Annotated in this window: 18 protein-coding genes; 3 read left to right on the forward strand and 15 right to left on the reverse strand. The window is 39.4% G+C overall.

Annotation, left to right across the window (positions count from 1 at the left end):
- Position 1 precedes the first annotated feature (1 nt).
- The 14 genes from NXS10_RS03755 to NXS10_RS03820 form a co-directional block, all read right to left on the reverse strand.
- A complete protein-coding gene (locus NXS10_RS03755; RefSeq protein ID WP_259137830.1) occupies positions 2 to 475 on the reverse strand; it encodes an arginine repressor in 474 nt (157 codons plus the stop codon).
- A complete protein-coding gene (locus NXS10_RS03760; RefSeq protein WP_259137832.1) occupies positions 472 to 1,287 on the reverse strand; it encodes a TlyA family RNA methyltransferase in 816 nt (271 codons plus the stop codon). The genes NXS10_RS03755 and NXS10_RS03760 overlap by 4 nt, the downstream gene beginning before the upstream one ends.
- Complete coding sequence (locus NXS10_RS03765) at positions 1,280 to 2,149, reverse strand: polyprenyl synthetase family protein (RefSeq protein ID WP_259137834.1); 870 nt, start codon at positions 2,147 to 2,149, stop codon at positions 1,280 to 1,282. The genes NXS10_RS03760 and NXS10_RS03765 overlap by 8 nt, the downstream gene beginning before the upstream one ends.
- A complete protein-coding gene (locus tag NXS10_RS03770) occupies positions 2,149 to 2,364 on the reverse strand; it encodes an exodeoxyribonuclease VII small subunit (protein WP_259137837.1) in 216 nt (71 codons plus the stop codon). The genes NXS10_RS03765 and NXS10_RS03770 overlap by 1 nt, the downstream gene beginning before the upstream one ends.
- Positions 2,342 to 3,682: an exodeoxyribonuclease VII large subunit gene (gene xseA / locus NXS10_RS03775; RefSeq protein WP_259137840.1), complete on the reverse strand. Its 1,341-nt coding sequence runs from the start codon at positions 3,680 to 3,682 to the stop codon at positions 2,342 to 2,344. Before xseA ends, NXS10_RS03770 begins: the two co-directional genes overlap by 23 nt.
- Positions 3,683 to 3,751: 69 nt before the next feature.
- Positions 3,752 to 4,618: an NAD(P)H-hydrate dehydratase gene (locus tag NXS10_RS03780; RefSeq protein WP_259137843.1), complete on the reverse strand. Its 867-nt coding sequence runs from the start codon at positions 4,616 to 4,618 to the stop codon at positions 3,752 to 3,754.
- Positions 4,605 to 5,468, reverse strand: a complete 864-nt coding sequence (locus tag NXS10_RS03785) for a bifunctional methylenetetrahydrofolate dehydrogenase/methenyltetrahydrofolate cyclohydrolase (RefSeq protein ID WP_259137930.1) — start codon at positions 5,466 to 5,468, stop codon at positions 4,605 to 4,607. Before NXS10_RS03785 ends, NXS10_RS03780 begins: the two co-directional genes overlap by 14 nt.
- Before the next feature lie 105 nt (positions 5,469 to 5,573).
- Positions 5,574 to 7,451 (reverse strand): beta-glucoside-specific PTS transporter subunit IIABC, encoded by a 1,878-nt coding sequence (locus NXS10_RS03790; RefSeq protein WP_259137846.1) that lies wholly within the window; start codon positions 7,449 to 7,451, stop codon positions 5,574 to 5,576.
- A gap of 302 nt (positions 7,452 to 7,753) precedes the next feature.
- Positions 7,754 to 7,894 (reverse strand): FeoB-associated Cys-rich membrane protein, encoded by a 141-nt coding sequence (locus NXS10_RS03795; protein ID WP_259137848.1) that lies wholly within the window; start codon positions 7,892 to 7,894, stop codon positions 7,754 to 7,756.
- 8 nt (positions 7,895 to 7,902) lie between these two features.
- Positions 7,903 to 10,050, reverse strand: a complete 2,148-nt coding sequence (feoB, locus tag NXS10_RS03800) for a ferrous iron transport protein B (protein ID WP_259137850.1) — start codon at positions 10,048 to 10,050, stop codon at positions 7,903 to 7,905.
- The gene (locus NXS10_RS03805; RefSeq protein ID WP_259137853.1) at positions 10,047 to 10,526 is read right to left on the reverse strand and encodes a FeoA domain-containing protein; all 480 of its coding nucleotides are present in this window, start codon (positions 10,524 to 10,526) and stop codon (positions 10,047 to 10,049) included. The genes feoB and NXS10_RS03805 overlap by 4 nt, the downstream gene beginning before the upstream one ends.
- Positions 10,527 to 10,724: 198 nt before the next feature.
- On the reverse strand, positions 10,725 to 11,459 hold the full coding sequence (locus NXS10_RS03810; RefSeq protein WP_259137855.1) for an amino acid ABC transporter ATP-binding protein: 735 nt from the start codon (positions 11,457 to 11,459) through the stop codon (positions 10,725 to 10,727).
- Positions 11,456 to 12,169 carry an amino acid ABC transporter permease gene (locus NXS10_RS03815; RefSeq protein WP_259137856.1) on the reverse strand — a complete coding sequence of 238 codons (714 nt, stop codon included), beginning with the start codon at positions 12,167 to 12,169 and terminating at the stop codon, positions 11,456 to 11,458. Before NXS10_RS03815 ends, NXS10_RS03810 begins: the two co-directional genes overlap by 4 nt.
- A 203-nt stretch (positions 12,170 to 12,372) precedes the next feature.
- A complete protein-coding gene (locus tag NXS10_RS03820; protein ID WP_259137858.1) occupies positions 12,373 to 12,603 on the reverse strand; it encodes a DUF1797 family protein in 231 nt (76 codons plus the stop codon).
- A gap of 270 nt (positions 12,604 to 12,873) precedes the next feature.
- On the opposite strand from NXS10_RS03820, the gene NXS10_RS03825 reads away from it, so the two are divergent.
- The 3 genes from NXS10_RS03825 to NXS10_RS03835 all read left to right on the forward strand — a co-directional run bounded on the left by NXS10_RS03825 (position 12,874) and on the right by NXS10_RS03835 (position 16,089).
- The gene (locus tag NXS10_RS03825; RefSeq protein ID WP_259137860.1) at positions 12,874 to 15,153 is read left to right on the forward strand and encodes an ATP-dependent Clp protease ATP-binding subunit; all 2,280 of its coding nucleotides are present in this window, start codon (positions 12,874 to 12,876) and stop codon (positions 15,151 to 15,153) included.
- A 115-nt stretch (positions 15,154 to 15,268) separates the two neighbouring features.
- Complete coding sequence (locus NXS10_RS03830) at positions 15,269 to 15,715, forward strand: NUDIX hydrolase (protein ID WP_259137862.1); 447 nt, start codon at positions 15,269 to 15,271, stop codon at positions 15,713 to 15,715.
- A gap of 71 nt (positions 15,716 to 15,786) precedes the next feature.
- Positions 15,787 to 16,089 (forward strand): DUF1827 family protein, encoded by a 303-nt coding sequence (locus tag NXS10_RS03835; protein WP_259137865.1) that lies wholly within the window; start codon positions 15,787 to 15,789, stop codon positions 16,087 to 16,089.
- Positions 16,090 to 16,162: 73 nt separating this feature from the next.
- On the opposite strand, the gene tpiA is transcribed toward NXS10_RS03835, so the two are convergent.
- Positions 16,163 to 16,921, reverse strand: coding sequence for a triose-phosphate isomerase (tpiA, locus tag NXS10_RS03840; protein ID WP_259137867.1), 759 nt, complete (start codon positions 16,919 to 16,921; stop codon positions 16,163 to 16,165).
- Positions 16,922 to 17,012 lie beyond the last annotated feature (91 nt).

The following is a 17,012-nucleotide window of genomic DNA, read 5'->3' on the forward strand; positions in this document are numbered from 1 at the left end:
TCTAAGATTTGTCCAACATCCACTCAGACAAAGCCTTTTGAACCTTCTCTACAACCTCTTTTTCTTTTACCAGCAAAAGGAGACTATCATCATCTGCAATAACACTTAATAAATCAGATGTAAAGTGTCTTTTTAGACGTGTTTTGAGCACACGACTATTGCCGGGAATAACATCAACCGTCAAAAAGAAAACCTCTCCAGCAATAACATTTGATACTGAGACAATTGGGTTTGTTTCCTTTGTCACTGCTTGTTCACTAGGTGTCTCTACTTCTTCAGAAAATCCATAAATGTAATGTCCTAAATCCGATGGCACCTTGATAATTCCAATTTCATTCATATCTCGTGAAATAGTTGCTTGTGTCAGGTGCATACCACGCTTTTCCAACAAGTTCAACAACTCTTGTTGAGTCTCGATAACTTCTGTCGTAATCAACTCCTTAATCATTTTCAAGCGCTCTTTTTTTCTCATCATTTTTTAAACTCCTCATGTGCTTTGTCGATAATTGTATCTATATAGTCAGAGGCTAGATTGTGCGGATGCTCCGTTTTTTTCAAATGTGCCAAAAACTCAATATTACCGTGCCCTCCTTGGATAGGAGAAAAATCTAATCCACAGATTGTGTAGCCAGACTCTAACGCAAACTGACATACTTGTTTGACAACCATCTCATGAACCTTTTTATCTTTGATAATGCCATTTTTGCCAACAAATTCCCTGCCTGCCTCAAACTGTGGTTTTATCAGAGCAACCACATCTCCACTATCAGCTAAAATGCTAGAGAGAGCTGGTAAAATCAAATGAAGCGAGATAAAACTAACATCAATGGAGGCAAATAGTGGCTGACCAAAAGTAAAGTCACTAGATTTAGCATAGCGAAAATTGTACTGCTCCATACTGATAACACGCTTATCTTGTCGCAACCTCCAAGCAAGCTGATTGGTTCCTACATCTACAGCATAGACAAGCTTTGCTCCAGACTGTAACATCACATCTGTAAAACCACCCGTAGATGCTCCAATATCAAGAGTGTTCTTCTCTGCAAGTGAAATATCAAACACTTCTAACGCTTTTTCAAGCTTAAGCCCACCACGACTAACGTAGCGCAATTTTTTACCTTTCAACTTAAGTTCTGTATCACTAGCAATTTTCTCGCCAGGTTTATCAAAACGCTCTCCATTTAAAACAGAAATAACAAGTCCTGCCATGACACCACGCTTAGCCTGCTCTCTGGTTTCAAAAAGCCCTTGTTTATAGGCAAGAACGTCCACCCTTTCCTTAATCATCTAGCCGCAACCTTTCCAATAATGCCCTTAGTTTTATAAATTTTCTTGATTGCCTGACTTCTAACTCTTCCACCAGTGCGAAAGCTCGGTTGAGAGTGTCCTCAAGGATATGATGAGAGTTGTCCAGCCCTAGCAAACTTGGGTAGGTGACTTTTTGTGCTACTATATCCTTGTTTGGCGTCTTCCCCAAGGTTGCAAAATCTGCCGTCACATCTAAAATATCATCTCGCACTTGAAAAGAAAGACCAACTAACTCACCTATCTGCTTTAACAAAACCAACTCTTTTTGTGAAACATCAGCCAAAATCCCTGCTGCAAAAAAAGGATAAGCAAGAAGACAACCTGTCTTATGGCGATGAATGGTAGCGAGCTCTTCTATAGAAGGGTGGGAGTGTTCAGCTGCCATATCCAGCATCTGTCCTGCAACCATACCAAAACTACCTGAAGCTTGCGACAAAGACTGTATCAGATTAACTTTGACACGATCAGCCAAATTTGCTCCAGAAATTAAGCCAAAAGGGTCTAAAAAGAGACTATCTCCAGCTAAAATAGCAGTCGCCTCATCAAACTGTTTGTGATTAGTCAAACGTCCACGGCGATAATCATCATTATCCATGGCAGGGAGATCGTCATGAATTAAGCTAGCTGTGTGAATCATCTCAAGAGCAGCTGCTACATCATAGTGTCCACTATCCAATTTAATTCCTAAATCTTCCAGTAGATCCAGTAGAATAAGTGGTCGAAAACGCTTACCTCCTGCATCAACTGAGTACAAAATCGCTTCAATCAATCTCTCTGAAACCGCCCCAGACTGGCAATAATAGGCATGAATAGCCTCATCTACACACTGTTTTTTATTCATTAACTATCCATCTCTACTTCTGTTCCGTCATCTTGCATGACAGTGACAAGTGTTTTTTCAGCAGCTTGCAACGTTTGTTGCAACTCTTTTGACAGTGCCATTCCTTTTTGAAATGCACCGATAGCTTCCTCTAATGCAATATCTCCTGTCTCCAATTTCGCCACAATAGTTTCTAAAGCTTGTAAGTTTTCCTCAAATGTTTGATTTTTTGACATGTTCTACCTCAACTTCTAGCTGACCATCTCGCATAACAATCTGCAAGAGGCTACTTTTTTCTAGTGCTTCGACACTTGATAATATTTGACCATTTTGTTTAACAATAGCATACCCACGCGCCACAATATGCGAAGTATCTAATGATAGCAATGCATCCTGCACTCGCTCAAAACGTGCCAATTTACTGTCATATTGATTAGTCATCGTTGTCAATAACAGCCGCTTGAGATAAGCAAGCGTTGTTTGATTTTTTTGAATTTTCCCCATCAATTCAAGCCCTAATAAACGTTGTTCCAAAAGCTCTGCTTTCTGTTTATTATGGCTATAGATATGACGCATATTACTTGTCATCTCTGTACATAAATAATCAATCTTTTGTACATAACTATCATATAAGCGCTCAGGTTGACGAAAAATCACCGACTGACGAGACTTTGCCAAACGCTCCTCTAATGTCTCTATGCGAGCAAGCGTTGCTTGATAACTACGTTGCCTGCTCTCTGACAAAAAAGCAAGTACATCTGCCTTGGTCACAGGAGTAGCCAACTCAGCAGCAGCTGTGGGTGTTGCAGCACGCCGATCCGCAACAAAATCTGATAAGGTCGTATCAGTCTCATGTCCGACACTTGAAATCACAGGCAGATGAGACTCAAAAATTGCCTCCACAACTGATTCTTCATTGAATGCCCAGAGATCCTCAATTGTGCCACCACCACGTCCTACAATCAAAACGTCCAAATCCTTGAGCTGATTGGCTCTTTTAATGTTTGCTACAATCTCTTGAGAGCTTCCATCGCCTTGCACTTTTGTTGGAAAAAGCACAATAGATACGCCAGAAAATCGACGAGAGACAGTCGTAATAATATCTCTAATCACTGCACCACTGACACTAGTGATAACACCGATTTTCTTTGGAAAACGTGGAAGTGGTCGTTTGTGTGTATCTTCAAAATAGCCAGCCTTAGCCAGCTTTTCTTTTAACTGCTCAAATCGAAGCGCCAAGACTCCTACTCCATCTGGATCAGCTCGCTCAATGATAATCGAATAAGAGCCATTGGGTTCATAAAGGTCTATACGTCCCACAACATTGATTTTCATTCCCTCTTCAAGCTCAAATCCCAAGGTTTTAAAATCTTTTGCCCACATGGTTGCTTTTATTACCGCATTCTCATCTTTTAGGGAAAAATACTGATGATTAGGGCGACGTCGAAAGTTTGAAACTTGTCCTGTCACATAGACACGCTCTAAGTAAGGATCTTTATTAAACTTTAACTTGAGATACTTAGTTAAGCTAGATACTGATAAATAATCCGTCAATAGATTCTCCCCCTAACATAAAAGACTCATCATACGCTTTTTATTATATCAAATTTAATAAGCTTTTGACTAAAAAAGAGGGAAAGAAGGGTTTTTGGCAGACAAACTCTCAAATCTTTTCATCACTTTAGGAATTTGCCGACTAATCTGCGTTGGAAGGACAACATAAACGTCCTCACTTAGCATATCTGCGATATAAGAATGTAGGTAAGTGGAAGCAACGACGGTCTCAAAAAGATTGTCTCTAAACTGGGCACAAAAACCAGCTATCATACCCGCCAAAGTATCTCCCATCCCTCCAGTCGCTTGGTAAGGTCCACCAACACCAATCGAACAAACTCTATCCGTAGTATAGACCTTCGTTGCTTGACTTTTAGCTACTAAAATCGTTCCATTTTGAAAGGAAGCGAGGGCTACTTGAGTGTTTCTGGTAGTTTGTTTATCTATTTTGAGACCCGATAAACGCTCCCACTCTTTTTGATGTGGTGTGAGAATGATCTTATGTTTTTTTAATGCAATCTTTTTGTTTCTTGCTAGTAAATTCAAAGCAGAACCGTCAATAATAAAAGTCTGATGATCCGCTATAGTTTCAAAAACAAGCTTAAAAATTGCCTTTGAGAGGGTATCCTCACCTAAACCCGATCCAATAAGAACAACATCAGACTGCCTAATAGCAGTCACTAAATGCTCTTGATGACTCATATCAAAAGCCATGGCTTCTGGTAGGTGAGCATGCAATGCTGTGATATTCTCTTTATCTGTGGCAACGCTCACCAAGCCAGCTCCGCTATTTACACAAGCAATAGCCGCCATAATAATAGCACCACCATAAGGATAATGGCCTCCTATCAAAAGCACACGACCAAGACTCCCTTTATGGATATCTCTAGGGCGAGGAGTAATGACTTTTTTGGCAATAGTTTCAGCACTCAACATGACGAACACTCCTTTGGGCTACCTGGTAGGTTTGCTCAAGAAGCATGGTAATAGTCATAGGACCAACACCACCTGGAACTGGAGTGATGTAACTCGCCACATCTTTGACAGCATCGAACTGTACATCACCAATTAACTTGCCATCACTGTCACGGTTCATACCAACATCAATTACCACAGCCCCTTTTTTAACATAATCTTTTGTCACAAAGTTGCCTTGACCAATCGCAACAATTAAAATATCAGCTGTTTTGGTAACTTCCGAAAGATTTTGTGTACGAGAGTGGGTAAGGGTCACCGTTGCATTTTTAGCCAATAAGAGCTGCGCCATAGGCTTTCCAACGATATTGCTACGACCGATGATAACAGCATGCTTGCCGTCAAGATCAATAGCATAAGTAGCAAGCAGTTCCATGATTCCAGCTGGCGTGCAAGGTACCATAGTAGGACGTCCATTCCAGAGATGCCCAGTATTTATAGGATGAAAACCATCAACATCCTTGTTGGGATCAATCGCCATAATGACTTTTTTATCATTGATATGCTCTGGAAGTGGTAATTGTACCAAGATACCGTGGATACTGGTATCTTGATTATATTCTTCAATCACCTCTATCAACTCTTCTTCACTTATGTTATTAGCTACACGCTTAGTGATACTCTTGAAGCCCACTTTTTGCGCTGAACGTTCTTTATTGCGCACATAAACTTGACTGGCTGGATTGCCCCCAACCAAAATAACGGCTAAGCCAGGTACAAGTCCATAAGTCTCTTTCATTTTTTGAACCTTATCAGTTAGCTCTTTCTGCATTTTAGCAGCAAGTACTTTTCCATCTATAAGTGTCATTATATTCTCCTTATCATAGCTCTTTTCTTTCTTATTCATTATATCGAAAAGCCTTGCAAAACGCTATCATAATTTCAAAAAATACCACTAGAAATCTAGCGGTATTCGTTATTTCACCGTTGTCAGGAGATAATCACCAATATTAACACGTACAGCTTGTGTCACTAGGATATCATCATAGTCTGATGAATTAGTCACAATGACAGGTGTAACAACAGAAAGACCAGCATCACGTATAATCGCAAGATCGAACTCCAATAGCTTATCTCCTGCTTTAACCTTTTGCCCAACCTCGACAAAACTCCTAAAGCCTTTACCAGCCAGAGAAACAGTATCCATACCAACATGAATGAGAATTTCAGCACCGTTTTCTGTACGTAATCCAACAGCATGTCCAGTAGGAAAGACTAGTGTAATTTCACCATTACTTGGTGCTACAATCGTTCCATCTGATGGATTGATAGCCAGACCTTTACCCATAGCACCTGAAGCAAAAACTGCATCAGGAACATTTTCAAGCGATACTACCTCGCCAATCATAGGACTAGCAACGATGTCTTGTTGGAGTTCTTTGAGCTTTGGAGTAATTTCTTGCATCTGATGGGTATCTGTTACTTCACCGTAAAGATTAGGAATTTTGACAAACTGCGTCAGAATAAAACCTAAGACAAAAGATATGACAATAGCTACACCATAGTAAATCACGTTCTGACTGTTGCTAGGCGATATGAAAGATGGGATAGCAAACAATCCCATACCACCAAAAGAGTGTGCTTTCACATCGACAAAACCTAAGAAAGCACCTTGAACAGCACCTGCTATACAGGTCATGATAAATGGTGTGCGCATTGGTAGTGTAATCCCATAGATAGCTGGCTCAGTCACACCAAACACGGCAGAGATGAGGGCAGGAATAGCTAATTCACGAACTTTTGTTTCTTTGGTACGTAACATAATATTAAGAAGTGATCCCGCTTGAGAAAAACAGATTGCAGTCGCTGCCACCAGAATCACACCAGTCGGATGTTGTTGCAATTCTAAGATAGCAAGTGGAATCAATCCCCAATGCACACCAAACATAACAAGTACTTGCCAAGCACCACCAAGAATAAAACCATACAAGATGGGACTGACCTTGTAGATAGAGCTAAATACAAAACCAACAAAATCACTGGCGTAGTTCATAACAGGTCCGATAGCAAGAAAAGCAAGTGGCACTGTTATCACAAGCACGCAAAATGGTACGAGAAAAACCTTGACCACATCAGGAATGATTTTTTTAAAGAACCGCTCAAACTTAGAGCCCACCCAAACTGTTAGAATAATAGGAAGTACCGTCTGCAGATAGCTAGAAGCTGGAAAAATAACAGGAATTCCTAAAAAATCGACATTGTCTTTTGCAAAGCTTACTGCGATATTAGGATAGACAAGAGCAAAAGCTAGCGCCATCGCTGTGAAATGCTCCATCTTGAAACGTTTAGCAGAGGTAATCGCTAGAATGATGGGTAAAAACTGAAAAAGCCCATCACCTGCAGCATTGAGAATAATATAAACGCCTGTTGTCTCTTTCATCCCAGATACTGCTAAGATAGCTACCAAGCCCTTTATCATACCTGATGCACACAGTATACCAAGCATAGGTTGAAAAAGACCCGATACAAGTGTGATAAACTGATCCAGTATATTTTCTTTAGGAACATCACCCTCATCAGCGTCCACACCGCCATCACCAGAGATACCTGCGACCTTTAGGACATCTGCATAGACATCTGGGACGTGATTGCCAATAACCACCTGATACTGACCACCTGCTTTAACTACTGTAACAATGCCAGCACGTTGTTTGAGATAGTCATCATCAGCTTTACTCTCATCCTTTAAACTAAAACGTAATCGTGTTACGCAATGCACTAATTTTGCGATATTTTCTTTACCACCAACATGAGTCACAATATCTTGTGCTAACTCTGTATAATCTTTAGCCATAAAAGCCTCCACATCATCTTATTTTGTCTGAAAACAAACAAAAAACCTAAACAAATACCAAACGAGACGCTCTACCACACAGTAAAAAGTCACTCATTTCATATTTATCTAGGTTTTGCCTGCTTATCAGTAACAATCCTTTTTGATAATCTTATTATAGCAAACGTTTACATTTAATACAAGTGTTTTTTTGGAAAAATATTGAATTATTCCTCACAACCTCATCTTTTCCAATAAACTAACAAAAACACCTCAAGAGCAAGATATAAAATCGAACTTTTGAGGTGTTTTCTCTTCTATATTTACTTTCTAGGGTGTTTCATCTCTTCTTTAATAGGGCAAGAGCAGTTACAATCCCCACAAGAGCCTTTTTGTTTGATATATTGACGAATACCAAAAACAGCTGCCAATGCAATAAGTAATGCAATGATAATGGTAGACATAAGACCTCCTATTCATTGATAAGTGCAAGATTGTCAAGGCTAATCACCGTTTCTTTTTGCCTTGGTTTTCGAACAACAAAGTAAGTCATTACTAACACTAACATCGCTGCAACCAGTGTCCACAAAGTAATCGGTTTACCATAAAAGAACACTAAGCCAAACTGATACAAAACCAAATTCACCACATAAGCTAGCCCAGTCTGAAATCCAATAGCTGCCAATGTCCAACGTAAATCATTCATCTCACGCTTGATAGCTCCAATTGCCGCAAAACAGGGGGCACACAACAAGTTAAAAGTCATAAAAGAATAAGCGGCTAACGCTGTATAGTCTGTCTGCAGACTATGCCAGAGAGCTTTGCTGGTTTCTGTAGCATCGGGATTATGGTAGAGGATACCAAAAGTAGCAACCACTGTTTCCTTAGCTGCCAACCCTGTAATGGCTGCGACAGTCGCTCTCCAATTACCAAAACCAAGTGGGCTAAAAATCCAGGCTAAAGAACGTCCTAAGCTCGCCAAGATACTTTGATTTGTCTCGACAGCTTGTAAGCTAAAACTGTAAGAACTGGTAAACCAAATCAAAATCGTCAGACTAAAAATTACAGTTCCTGCACGCTTGGTAAAACTAATCACCTTACTAAAAGCATAACGTAAAACCGCCATAGCCTTTGGTAAATGGTAGTTGGGGAGCTCCATGATAAAAGGACTAGCATACCCACCTAAAAAATGCGTTTTTTTCAGTGCAATACCTGAGAGTACGATAGCTAACATGCCTAAAAAGTAAGTACTAGGTGCTACCAAAGGATTATGTGGGAAAAAGGCTCCTGCAATCAAAGCAATAATGGACAATTTTGCAGAACAAGGCATAAAAGTCGCCGTCATAATAGTTATCCTGCGATCACGCTCATTTTCAATGGTACGGCTGGACATAATACCTGGAACCCCACAGCCTGTTGAGATAAGCATTGGGATAAAGGATTTTCCTGAAAGACCAAAACGCCTAAAAATGCGATCCATAACAAAAGCGATACGACTCATATAGCCGACATCTTCTAAAACACCGAGACAAACAAAAAGTACAAAAATCTGTGGCAAAAAACCAAGAACTGTACCAATTCCAGCAATAATACCATCAACAATCAAGGATTGCAACCAAGGTGCTACTTTCAAGATTGCTAAGAATTGATTGACAGCATTTGGAATATATTTACCAAAAAGAACGTCATTGACCCAATCTGTTCCCATAGTCCCAACGGTTTGTATAGACAGATAATATACCAAAAACATAATCAAACCAAAAATCGGTAAAGCCAGCAGACGATTGGTAATAACCTTATCAATCTTGTCTGACAAAGTCATCTGAAACTCACTTTTATGATTCATTGCCATCTGACAAACTCTCTCAATAAAAGCATAGCGCTCATTGATAACAATAGATTCTGCGTCTTCTGTGAAAATCTGCTCTGTGATAGCAATAATCTCATCAATATCAGAACGTTGGAAAGAAGAGAGATTGACTTCTTCTTGGATAAGGGGATCACGCTCAAACAGTTTGATAGCATAAAAACGCTGGGAGCGATTGGGAACACTATCACCAAGCACCTCAATAATCTGAGAGAGAGCTGCTTCAAATTTATCATCATAGACAGGCATCACTGCCTCATCTACACTTTCCTTCGTCGTTTTCTTAGCTTTGGCTAGCGCCTTAGCAACACCTGTCCCCTGAGTAGCGCTAGTTAAAATAACAGGAACACCCAGCTGATAGGAAAGCCTATCGGCTGATAAGTTCTTGCCTTGAAGTTGTAATACATCTGCCATATTGAGTGCAAGTGTCACTGGTATCCCTGTCTCGATAAGCTGTGTTGTCAAGTAGAGACTACGCTCTAGGTTTGTACTGTCTACAACATTTAGAATACTGTCGGCATGAAGACTCAGCAGATAATCTCTAGCTACTTTTTCTTCTGGTGTATAAGGAGACATTGAATAAATTCCTGGCAAGTCCTGCACCAGAATATTCGCTTGCTTTTTGACAGTACCACTCTTACGCTCAACCGTAACGCCTGGCCAGTTTCCTACATGCTGATTAGAGCCTGTTAGGAGATTGAAGAGTGTCGTTTTACCACTATTTGGATTTCCAATCAAAGCTATTTCTGTCACTGTTCTTCTCCTTTTTCACTCGGTAGGACTGCGATAAGATTCGCTTCAGATTTCCTAAGTGTCAACTCATAGCCACGAAGAGTTAACTCAAGGGGATCACCTAGCGGAGCAACTTTTCTAAGATAAAGCTTTGTGTGACGTGTCAAGCCCATATCCATCAAGCGTCGCCTAGCTTCACTCACTGCATATATCCCCTCAACGTAAGCATAAGAACCAATGGGCAATTTCGATAAAGGAATAGCCTTCTGCTTATCTTCTCTACAAACTACAACATCTATGTGACTTGTGATTGAACTATCAAAAGCTAGACGACTTCCCTTTATCATCATAATGGCACTCCTTTTGGTTTTTGCCACTAAACGTAGACGACTTCCCACAGTCAATCCTAAATGAGAGAGGTGTTTGACACTCTCAGAAGGAAGATCGATGCCTAGAACTTCATAGTCAATTTCAAGTTTTGCATCTTGTAAAATCAACCTCTTGTCCTCCATAAATGTAAACTACCAATTACCCTGACTATTATATCACAAAGAAAAGCTAAATTGACTGAAAATTCAATATTATAATGATTATAATCAGACCTCTAATAAATAATTAGATTGGTTTCAATCAAGTACCAAAATACACTAAAAACCTATCATAAAAAGCTGAACTAAAAAGTTCAGCTCATACATTTAAAGCACCTTGCTTAGAAAATCCTTTGTCCTATCTTCTCTGGTGTACTCAAAGACCTCTTTTGGTGTCCCTTCTTCAACAATGTATCCACCATCCATGAATACAACACGATCAGCCACTTCACGAGCAAATCCCATCTCATGCGTGACAATAACCATTGTCATTCCAGACTTCGCAAGATCTTGCATAACACTTAACACCTCACCGACCATCTCTGGATCAAGAGCCGACGTTGGTTCGTCAAATAAAAGCACATCAGGATTCATGGCAAGACCACGTGCAATTGCAATACGTTGTTGCTGACCACCTGATAGGTTCTGTGGATGGCTATCTGCCTTATCACGCAGTCCTACTTTTTCAAGTAATTCATAGGCTTTTTGTTCTGCAGTAGCTTTGTCCATTCCCTTTGTCTTAATTGGTGAGAGAGTAATATTGTCCAAGACCGACATATTTAAAAAGAGATTAAACTGCTGAAAGACCATGCCCATTTTTTCACGCATCTTAAAAATATCATTTGACTTATCCGTAATCTCCACACCTTCAAAATAGATATGCCCTTTTGTTGGCATTTCTAGTAGATTCATAGTGCGTAAGAATGTGGATTTTCCAGAACCAGACGGACCTATAATGGCAATGACTTCACCTTTATGCACATCAAGGTTAACGCCTTTTAGCACCTCATTTTTATCAAATGACTTATGCAAATTTTTGATTGAAAGAATGGTTTCTGTCATGCTTTTCTTTCTCCTTTACTTAGACGATTTTCCATGAATTTTAATAACCAAGTGAGAGCTGTCGTCACAATCAAATAGTAAAAAGCAGCAAACAAATAGGGAGTTAGGGGAATGTAGGTCTTTGATTGGATTGTAGTTGCACCACCCCAAAGTTCCATAATCCCAATTGTTTGTAGAAGTGAGCTATCCTTAACGATTGTGATAAACTCATTACCCAAAGCAGGCAAGATATTTTTAAGCGCTTGCGGTAAAATAACATAACGCATAGCTCTTATCGGACGAATACCAAGAGAATAAGCAGCCTCTAACTGTCCTTTTGGCACAGCATCAATCCCAGCCCGAACAATTTCAGAAACGTAGGCTCCGCTATTGAGAGACAGAATAACAATTCCTGGCATAATTCGTGAAAAGTCCATATCAATCACACCAAACCCAACTGTTGGAAAACCATTGAAAAAACTCATCCAAGCAAAAGCAATGGCAATTTGCACCAGCATAGGTGTTCCTCGAAAGACCCAGACGTAGAAACTTATTAGCCATTTAAATATTTTAATTTCGTGTCCATTGATTACCCAGTGACTACGTTTGATAAGGGCTGCTAATACCCCAATAAGCGTCCCGAATAAGACGACGCATACTGAAATCATAATCGTAACAAGCACGCCATAGTTAAAATAGTCAAGATATTGCGGTAAGAATGAAAAATCCATTAAGCTATCCTCTCCTTTTTGATGATATAGATAGCATTATACTACATAGTGAATAAAAATACAATAATTTTATTTAATTTTTTATTTATTCTCTCAGTTACAAGTCTCAAAATAAATTTTCATAAGCGTATAAAATTGCAAAAAGCAAGTAGTCAACTTGCTTTTAATCAAAAATCCCAAGCAAAGCTCAGGACTCTATGAATTTAATACAACAAATCGTAAATTTCCATAGCAATCAAATCAATGCTATCAAAAGAATAAGTCTCACGTGCATTGACATCGCGAAGGGTGAAAACAGGTCCATTTTCAGCATCATTGCTAAAAGACACCTCTGCAACAACCACACCCTCACGCTCAAAATTACGTTTTAAATTACCACCATCTGTTGTCATCAATTCTAAACGATTGATAATTCTCACCAAATGTGATTCCATTTTAATTCTCCTCTAAGTTTTTAGTCGCTTCTATTTTAACATAAAAGATACTATTACGACAATAAAAAGTGTTATCCTTCTCTCGTTAGCAAGACTAGCACTCTCTTTTAAGAGTGCTAATTTTGTAATCTTTTCTCTTGCATTCTCCAAAAGGGGTGCTATAATAAGGATATAAAGTTTGACCAATTTTGACTAATATCTAGGTCAAACATGGCGTTTCTTTCAAATATGCCATATCAATAGTGATTAAGAGAAGAAAGGGGTATTTCTATGCTCTGTCAAAATTGTAACTTAAACGAAGCAACTATTCACCTCTATACCAATGTTAATGGTCAACAAAAACAAGTTGATCTTTGCCAAAGTTGCTATCAAATTATCAAAACAGACCCTAATAATGCCTTTTTTACAGGATTAAACGACAATAAAACACGTAATCGCCAACAAAGTCAAACAAGTAGTATCAATCCTTTCTTTGACGATTTCTTTGGTGACCTCAATAACTTCCGTGCCTTTAGTGGACAAGATTTACCAAATACGCCACCAACACAATCTGGTGGTAATCGTGGCAACGGTGGTAATAACCAACGTCCAAACACACAACAATCCAACCAACCACACGGTCTACTAGAAGAATTTGGTATCAATGTTACAGACCTTGCTCGTCGTGGCGATATTGATCCTGTTATCGGACGTGATAGCGAGATTGTGCGTGTTATTGAGATTTTAAATCGTAGAACCAAAAACAATCCGGTTCTCATCGGAGAGCCAGGTGTCGGCAAAACAGCTGTTGTTGAGGGCTTAGCTCAAAAGATTGTTGATGGAGATGTCCCTCAAAAACTTCAAGCAAAACAAGTCATCCGTTTAGATGTAGTTAGCCTTGTTCAAGGTACTGGTATTCGTGGACAATTTGAAGAACGTATGCACAAGCTTATGGAAGAAATCCGCGAACGAAAAGATGTCATTCTCTTCATTGATGAAATTCATGAGATTGTCGGAGCAGGATCTGCTGGGGATGGCAATATGGACGCTGGAAATATCTTAAAGCCTGCTCTTGCTCGTGGAGAACTACAGCTTGTCGGTGCTACAACGCTCAATGAATACCGTATCATCGAAAAAGATGCTGCGCTTGAACGTCGTATGCAACCTGTCAAGGTGGACGAACCCAGTATAGATGAAACCATCACTATCCTAAAAGGTATTCAAAAAAAATACGAAGATTATCACCACGTCAAGTACAGTGACGAAGCTATCAAAGCATCTGCTATCTTATCCAACCGCTATATTCAGGATCGTTTTTTACCCGATAAAGCTATTGATCTTTTGGACGAAGCTGGCTCTAAGATGAACTTGACTCTTAATTTTGTAGATCCTAAAGAAATCGATCAACGCTTAGTAGAAGCTGAAAATCTCAAAGCACAAGCCACACGTGATGAAGACTTTGAACGTGCCGCTTATTTCCGTGATCAAATCGCTAAATACAAACAAGTCCAAAAGCAAAAAATAGATGACCAAGACACACCTGTTATTACTGAAAAGACAATTGAGCATATTATCGAAGAAAAAACCAATATTCCTGTCGGTGAGTTAAAGGAAAAAGAACAATCACAATTGATTAACTTATCTGATGACCTGAAAAAACACGTCATCGGACAAGATGATGCCGTTGATAAAATCGCTAAAGCCATCCGTAGAAATCGCGTGGGTCTTGGCACACCAAATCGTCCTATTGGAAGCTTTCTTTTTGTCGGACCGACTGGTGTTGGTAAAACAGAATTGTCTAAACAGCTTGCTATTGAACTCTTTGGCTCAGCTGATAGCATGATTCGATTTGACATGAGTGAATACATGGAAAAACATGCCGTAGCAAAGCTCGTCGGTGCACCTCCGGGATATGTGGGATACGATGAGGCGGGACAATTAACTGAAAAAGTTCGTAGAAATCCATACTCGCTTATCTTACTTGATGAAGTTGAAAAAGCACACCCTGACGTTATGCATATGTTTCTTCAAGTGCTTGATGATGGGCGTCTAACAGATGGACAAGGACGTACCGTTAGTTTTAAAGACACTATTATCATCATGACCTCTAATGCAGGAACAGGCAAAGCCGAAGCTAACGTAGGATTTGGGGCAAGTCGTGAAGGACGTACGCACTCTGTTCTAGGTGAGCTAGGTAACTTCTTTAGCCCAGAATTTATGAACCGCTTTGATGGTATTATTGAGTTTAAAGCACTCAGTAAAGATAATCTGCTTCGTATCGTTGACTTAATGCTTGATACTGTCAATAAGAGACTAGCTGTCAATGGTATTTTGCTGGATGTAACAGACAAGGTCAAAGAAAAGTTAGTAGATCTTGGGTACGATCCGAAGATGGGAGCACGTCCATTGCGCCGTACTATCCAAGATCATATTGAAGATGCTATCACTGACTTCTATCTTGAGCATCCTAGTGAAAAACATTTAAAAGCTGTTCTTAACAGTAAAGGTGATATCTTTGTCAAATCTGCCAAAAAACAAGAACAATCAAAGAAAGAAGTTATCACTGATTAAATTTCTAAAGGTAATCTCTATGAGATTACCTTATTTTTGAGATAAGACTGAAGAATTTTCTTTAAAAATTTAGTACAATAGAATTAAGCATTATTTTATATTAAAAGGAGATTTTATGAGCATCCCTACCTTTGGATACAAAAAAGACGATATCAACTATACATCCCGCTACGGTGTCTATGCCATTATCCCAAACACGAAAAAAACAAAACTCATCCTCGTTCAAGCTCCTAATGGTTCTTGGTTTTTGCCTGGAGGTGAGATTGAAAGAGGAGAAACTCACCTTCAAGCTCTAGAACGTGAGTTAATGGAAGAATTGGGATTTACAGCAACCATCGGCTACTATTACGGTCAGGCAGACGAGTATTTCTACTCTAGTCACAGAGACACTCATTTCTACAATCCTGCATATCTCTATGAAGTGACAAGCTATACTGCTATTGGTAAGCCATTAGAGGATTTTAATACTATTGCTTGGTTTGACATCGAAGAAGCCAAGGCTAAGTTAAAACGTGGTAGCCACCGCTTTGGAATAGAAGAATGGCAAAAAAAACAGCATTAAAGCTATTAGTTTACAGATTTTCTATCCAATAAGTGCTATAATAAGAGTGAGAAAACAATCGGAGGTTTCTTATGAGACTCATTAATACAACCAGTAGCCATGCTAAGTTAGTTCAAGGTCAACTCAGCAACACAGATGCTACTTTGGTCGAAACATACTCTGCTGGCAATACAGACGTGGTCTTTACACAAGCTCCTTACCACTATGAGATTTTGATTTCAAACAAATATCGGGCTATCAAGGATAGTGAACTTGAAGCCATTCGTGAGTTTTTCCTCAAACGAAAAATTGCTCCTAACATTGCACTTTTAGATAAAATAAAGACTCTACATACCGCCAATTTGATTGAAATCTCTATCCCTGCTATGATTTGAAAACTTTTTACTTATAACGATAATATAAAAACACTTGGGAACAATCCTCAAGTGTTTTTATATTATCTATTATTTATTTGACAAAGTCTAAAAGGGCAAGGAAGCTTTCCGGTTGAAGCGACGCACCACCAACCAAAGCACCATCAACATCTGGGCAAGCCATGTAAGCTGCAACGTTTTCAGGTTTAACCGAACCACCGTATTGAACACGAACTTTATCAGCTACTTCTTGACCAAAGTCTGCCGCAACTGTGTCACGAACTACTTTACACATTTTTTGTGCGTCATCTTGGCTAGCTGATTTACCAGTACCGATAGCCCAGATTGGTTCGTATGCGATAACAAGTGAAGCTACTTGCTCTTTTGACAACCCAGCAAGAGCAGCTGAAACTTGTCCGCCAACAAATTCAGCAGCCTTACCAGCTTCGTAAGTTTCAAGAGATTCACCACAACAGATAATTGGTGTCATGCCGTTAGCGAAGATGGCTTTAGCTTTTTTGTTGATATCTTGGTCTGTTTCATGGAAGTAATCACGACGTTCTGAGTGACCGATAACAACATAGTCAGTTCCTATTTCTTTAAGTACTTGTGGGCTTGTTTCACCTGTAAAGGCACCTGCATTTTCAAAGTAAGCATTTTGAGCTGCAATTTTAAGGTTTGAACCTTTAGCCGCTTCAAGAACAGTTGACAAATCAACAGCTGGAGCAGCAATTCCTGCTTCTACAAGGTCAGCTGATGGCAATTTCCCAGCAACAGCTTCCACAAAAGCTTTGGCTTCTTGTGGATTTTTATTCATTTTCCAGTTACCAGCGATAAATGGTTTACGTGACATTTCACATACCTCTTCTTTTTTTATTTACTTGTTTATTTTATCACATTTTAGAGACAATTTAAAGACATAGTCACTTTTTTATGGAAAATCC

It is taken from the genome of Streptococcus sciuri (assembly GCF_024814375.1).
GTDB lineage: Bacteria > Bacillota > Bacilli > Lactobacillales > Streptococcaceae > Streptococcus > Streptococcus sciuri.

Coding starts and splice junctions, on each gene's coding strand:
- NXS10_RS03780 (WP_259137843.1), bottom strand. CDS start 4,618: ATGTTGAGTGCTGAAACTATTGCCAAAAAAGTCATTACTCCTCGCCCT.
- NXS10_RS03790 (WP_259137846.1), bottom strand. CDS start 7,451: ATGGCTAAAGATTATACAGAGTTAGCACAAGATATTGTGACTCATGTT.
- NXS10_RS03825 (WP_259137860.1), top strand. CDS start 12,874: ATGCTCTGTCAAAATTGTAACTTAAACGAAGCAACTATTCACCTCTAT.
- NXS10_RS03820 (WP_259137858.1), bottom strand. CDS start 12,603: ATGGAATCACATTTGGTGAGAATTATCAATCGTTTAGAATTGATGACA.
- NXS10_RS03835 (WP_259137865.1), top strand. CDS start 15,787: ATGAGACTCATTAATACAACCAGTAGCCATGCTAAGTTAGTTCAAGGT.
- tpiA (WP_259137867.1), bottom strand. CDS start 16,921: ATGTCACGTAAACCATTTATCGCTGGTAACTGGAAAATGAATAAAAAT.
- NXS10_RS03795 (WP_259137848.1), bottom strand. CDS start 7,894: ATGTCTACCATTATCATTGCATTACTTATTGCATTGGCAGCTGTTTTT.
- NXS10_RS03770 (WP_259137837.1), bottom strand. CDS start 2,364: ATGTCAAAAAATCAAACATTTGAGGAAAACTTACAAGCTTTAGAAACT.
- NXS10_RS03815 (WP_259137856.1), bottom strand. CDS start 12,169: ATGGATTTTTCATTCTTACCGCAATATCTTGACTATTTTAACTATGGC.
- NXS10_RS03755 (WP_259137830.1), bottom strand. CDS start 475: ATGATGAGAAAAAAAGAGCGCTTGAAAATGATTAAGGAGTTGATTACG.
- NXS10_RS03830 (WP_259137862.1), top strand. CDS start 15,269: ATGAGCATCCCTACCTTTGGATACAAAAAAGACGATATCAACTATACA.
- NXS10_RS03760 (WP_259137832.1), bottom strand. CDS start 1,287: ATGATTAAGGAAAGGGTGGACGTTCTTGCCTATAAACAAGGGCTTTTT.
- NXS10_RS03810 (WP_259137855.1), bottom strand. CDS start 11,459: ATGACAGAAACCATTCTTTCAATCAAAAATTTGCATAAGTCATTTGAT.
- NXS10_RS03765 (WP_259137834.1), bottom strand. CDS start 2,149: ATGAATAAAAAACAGTGTGTAGATGAGGCTATTCATGCCTATTATTGC.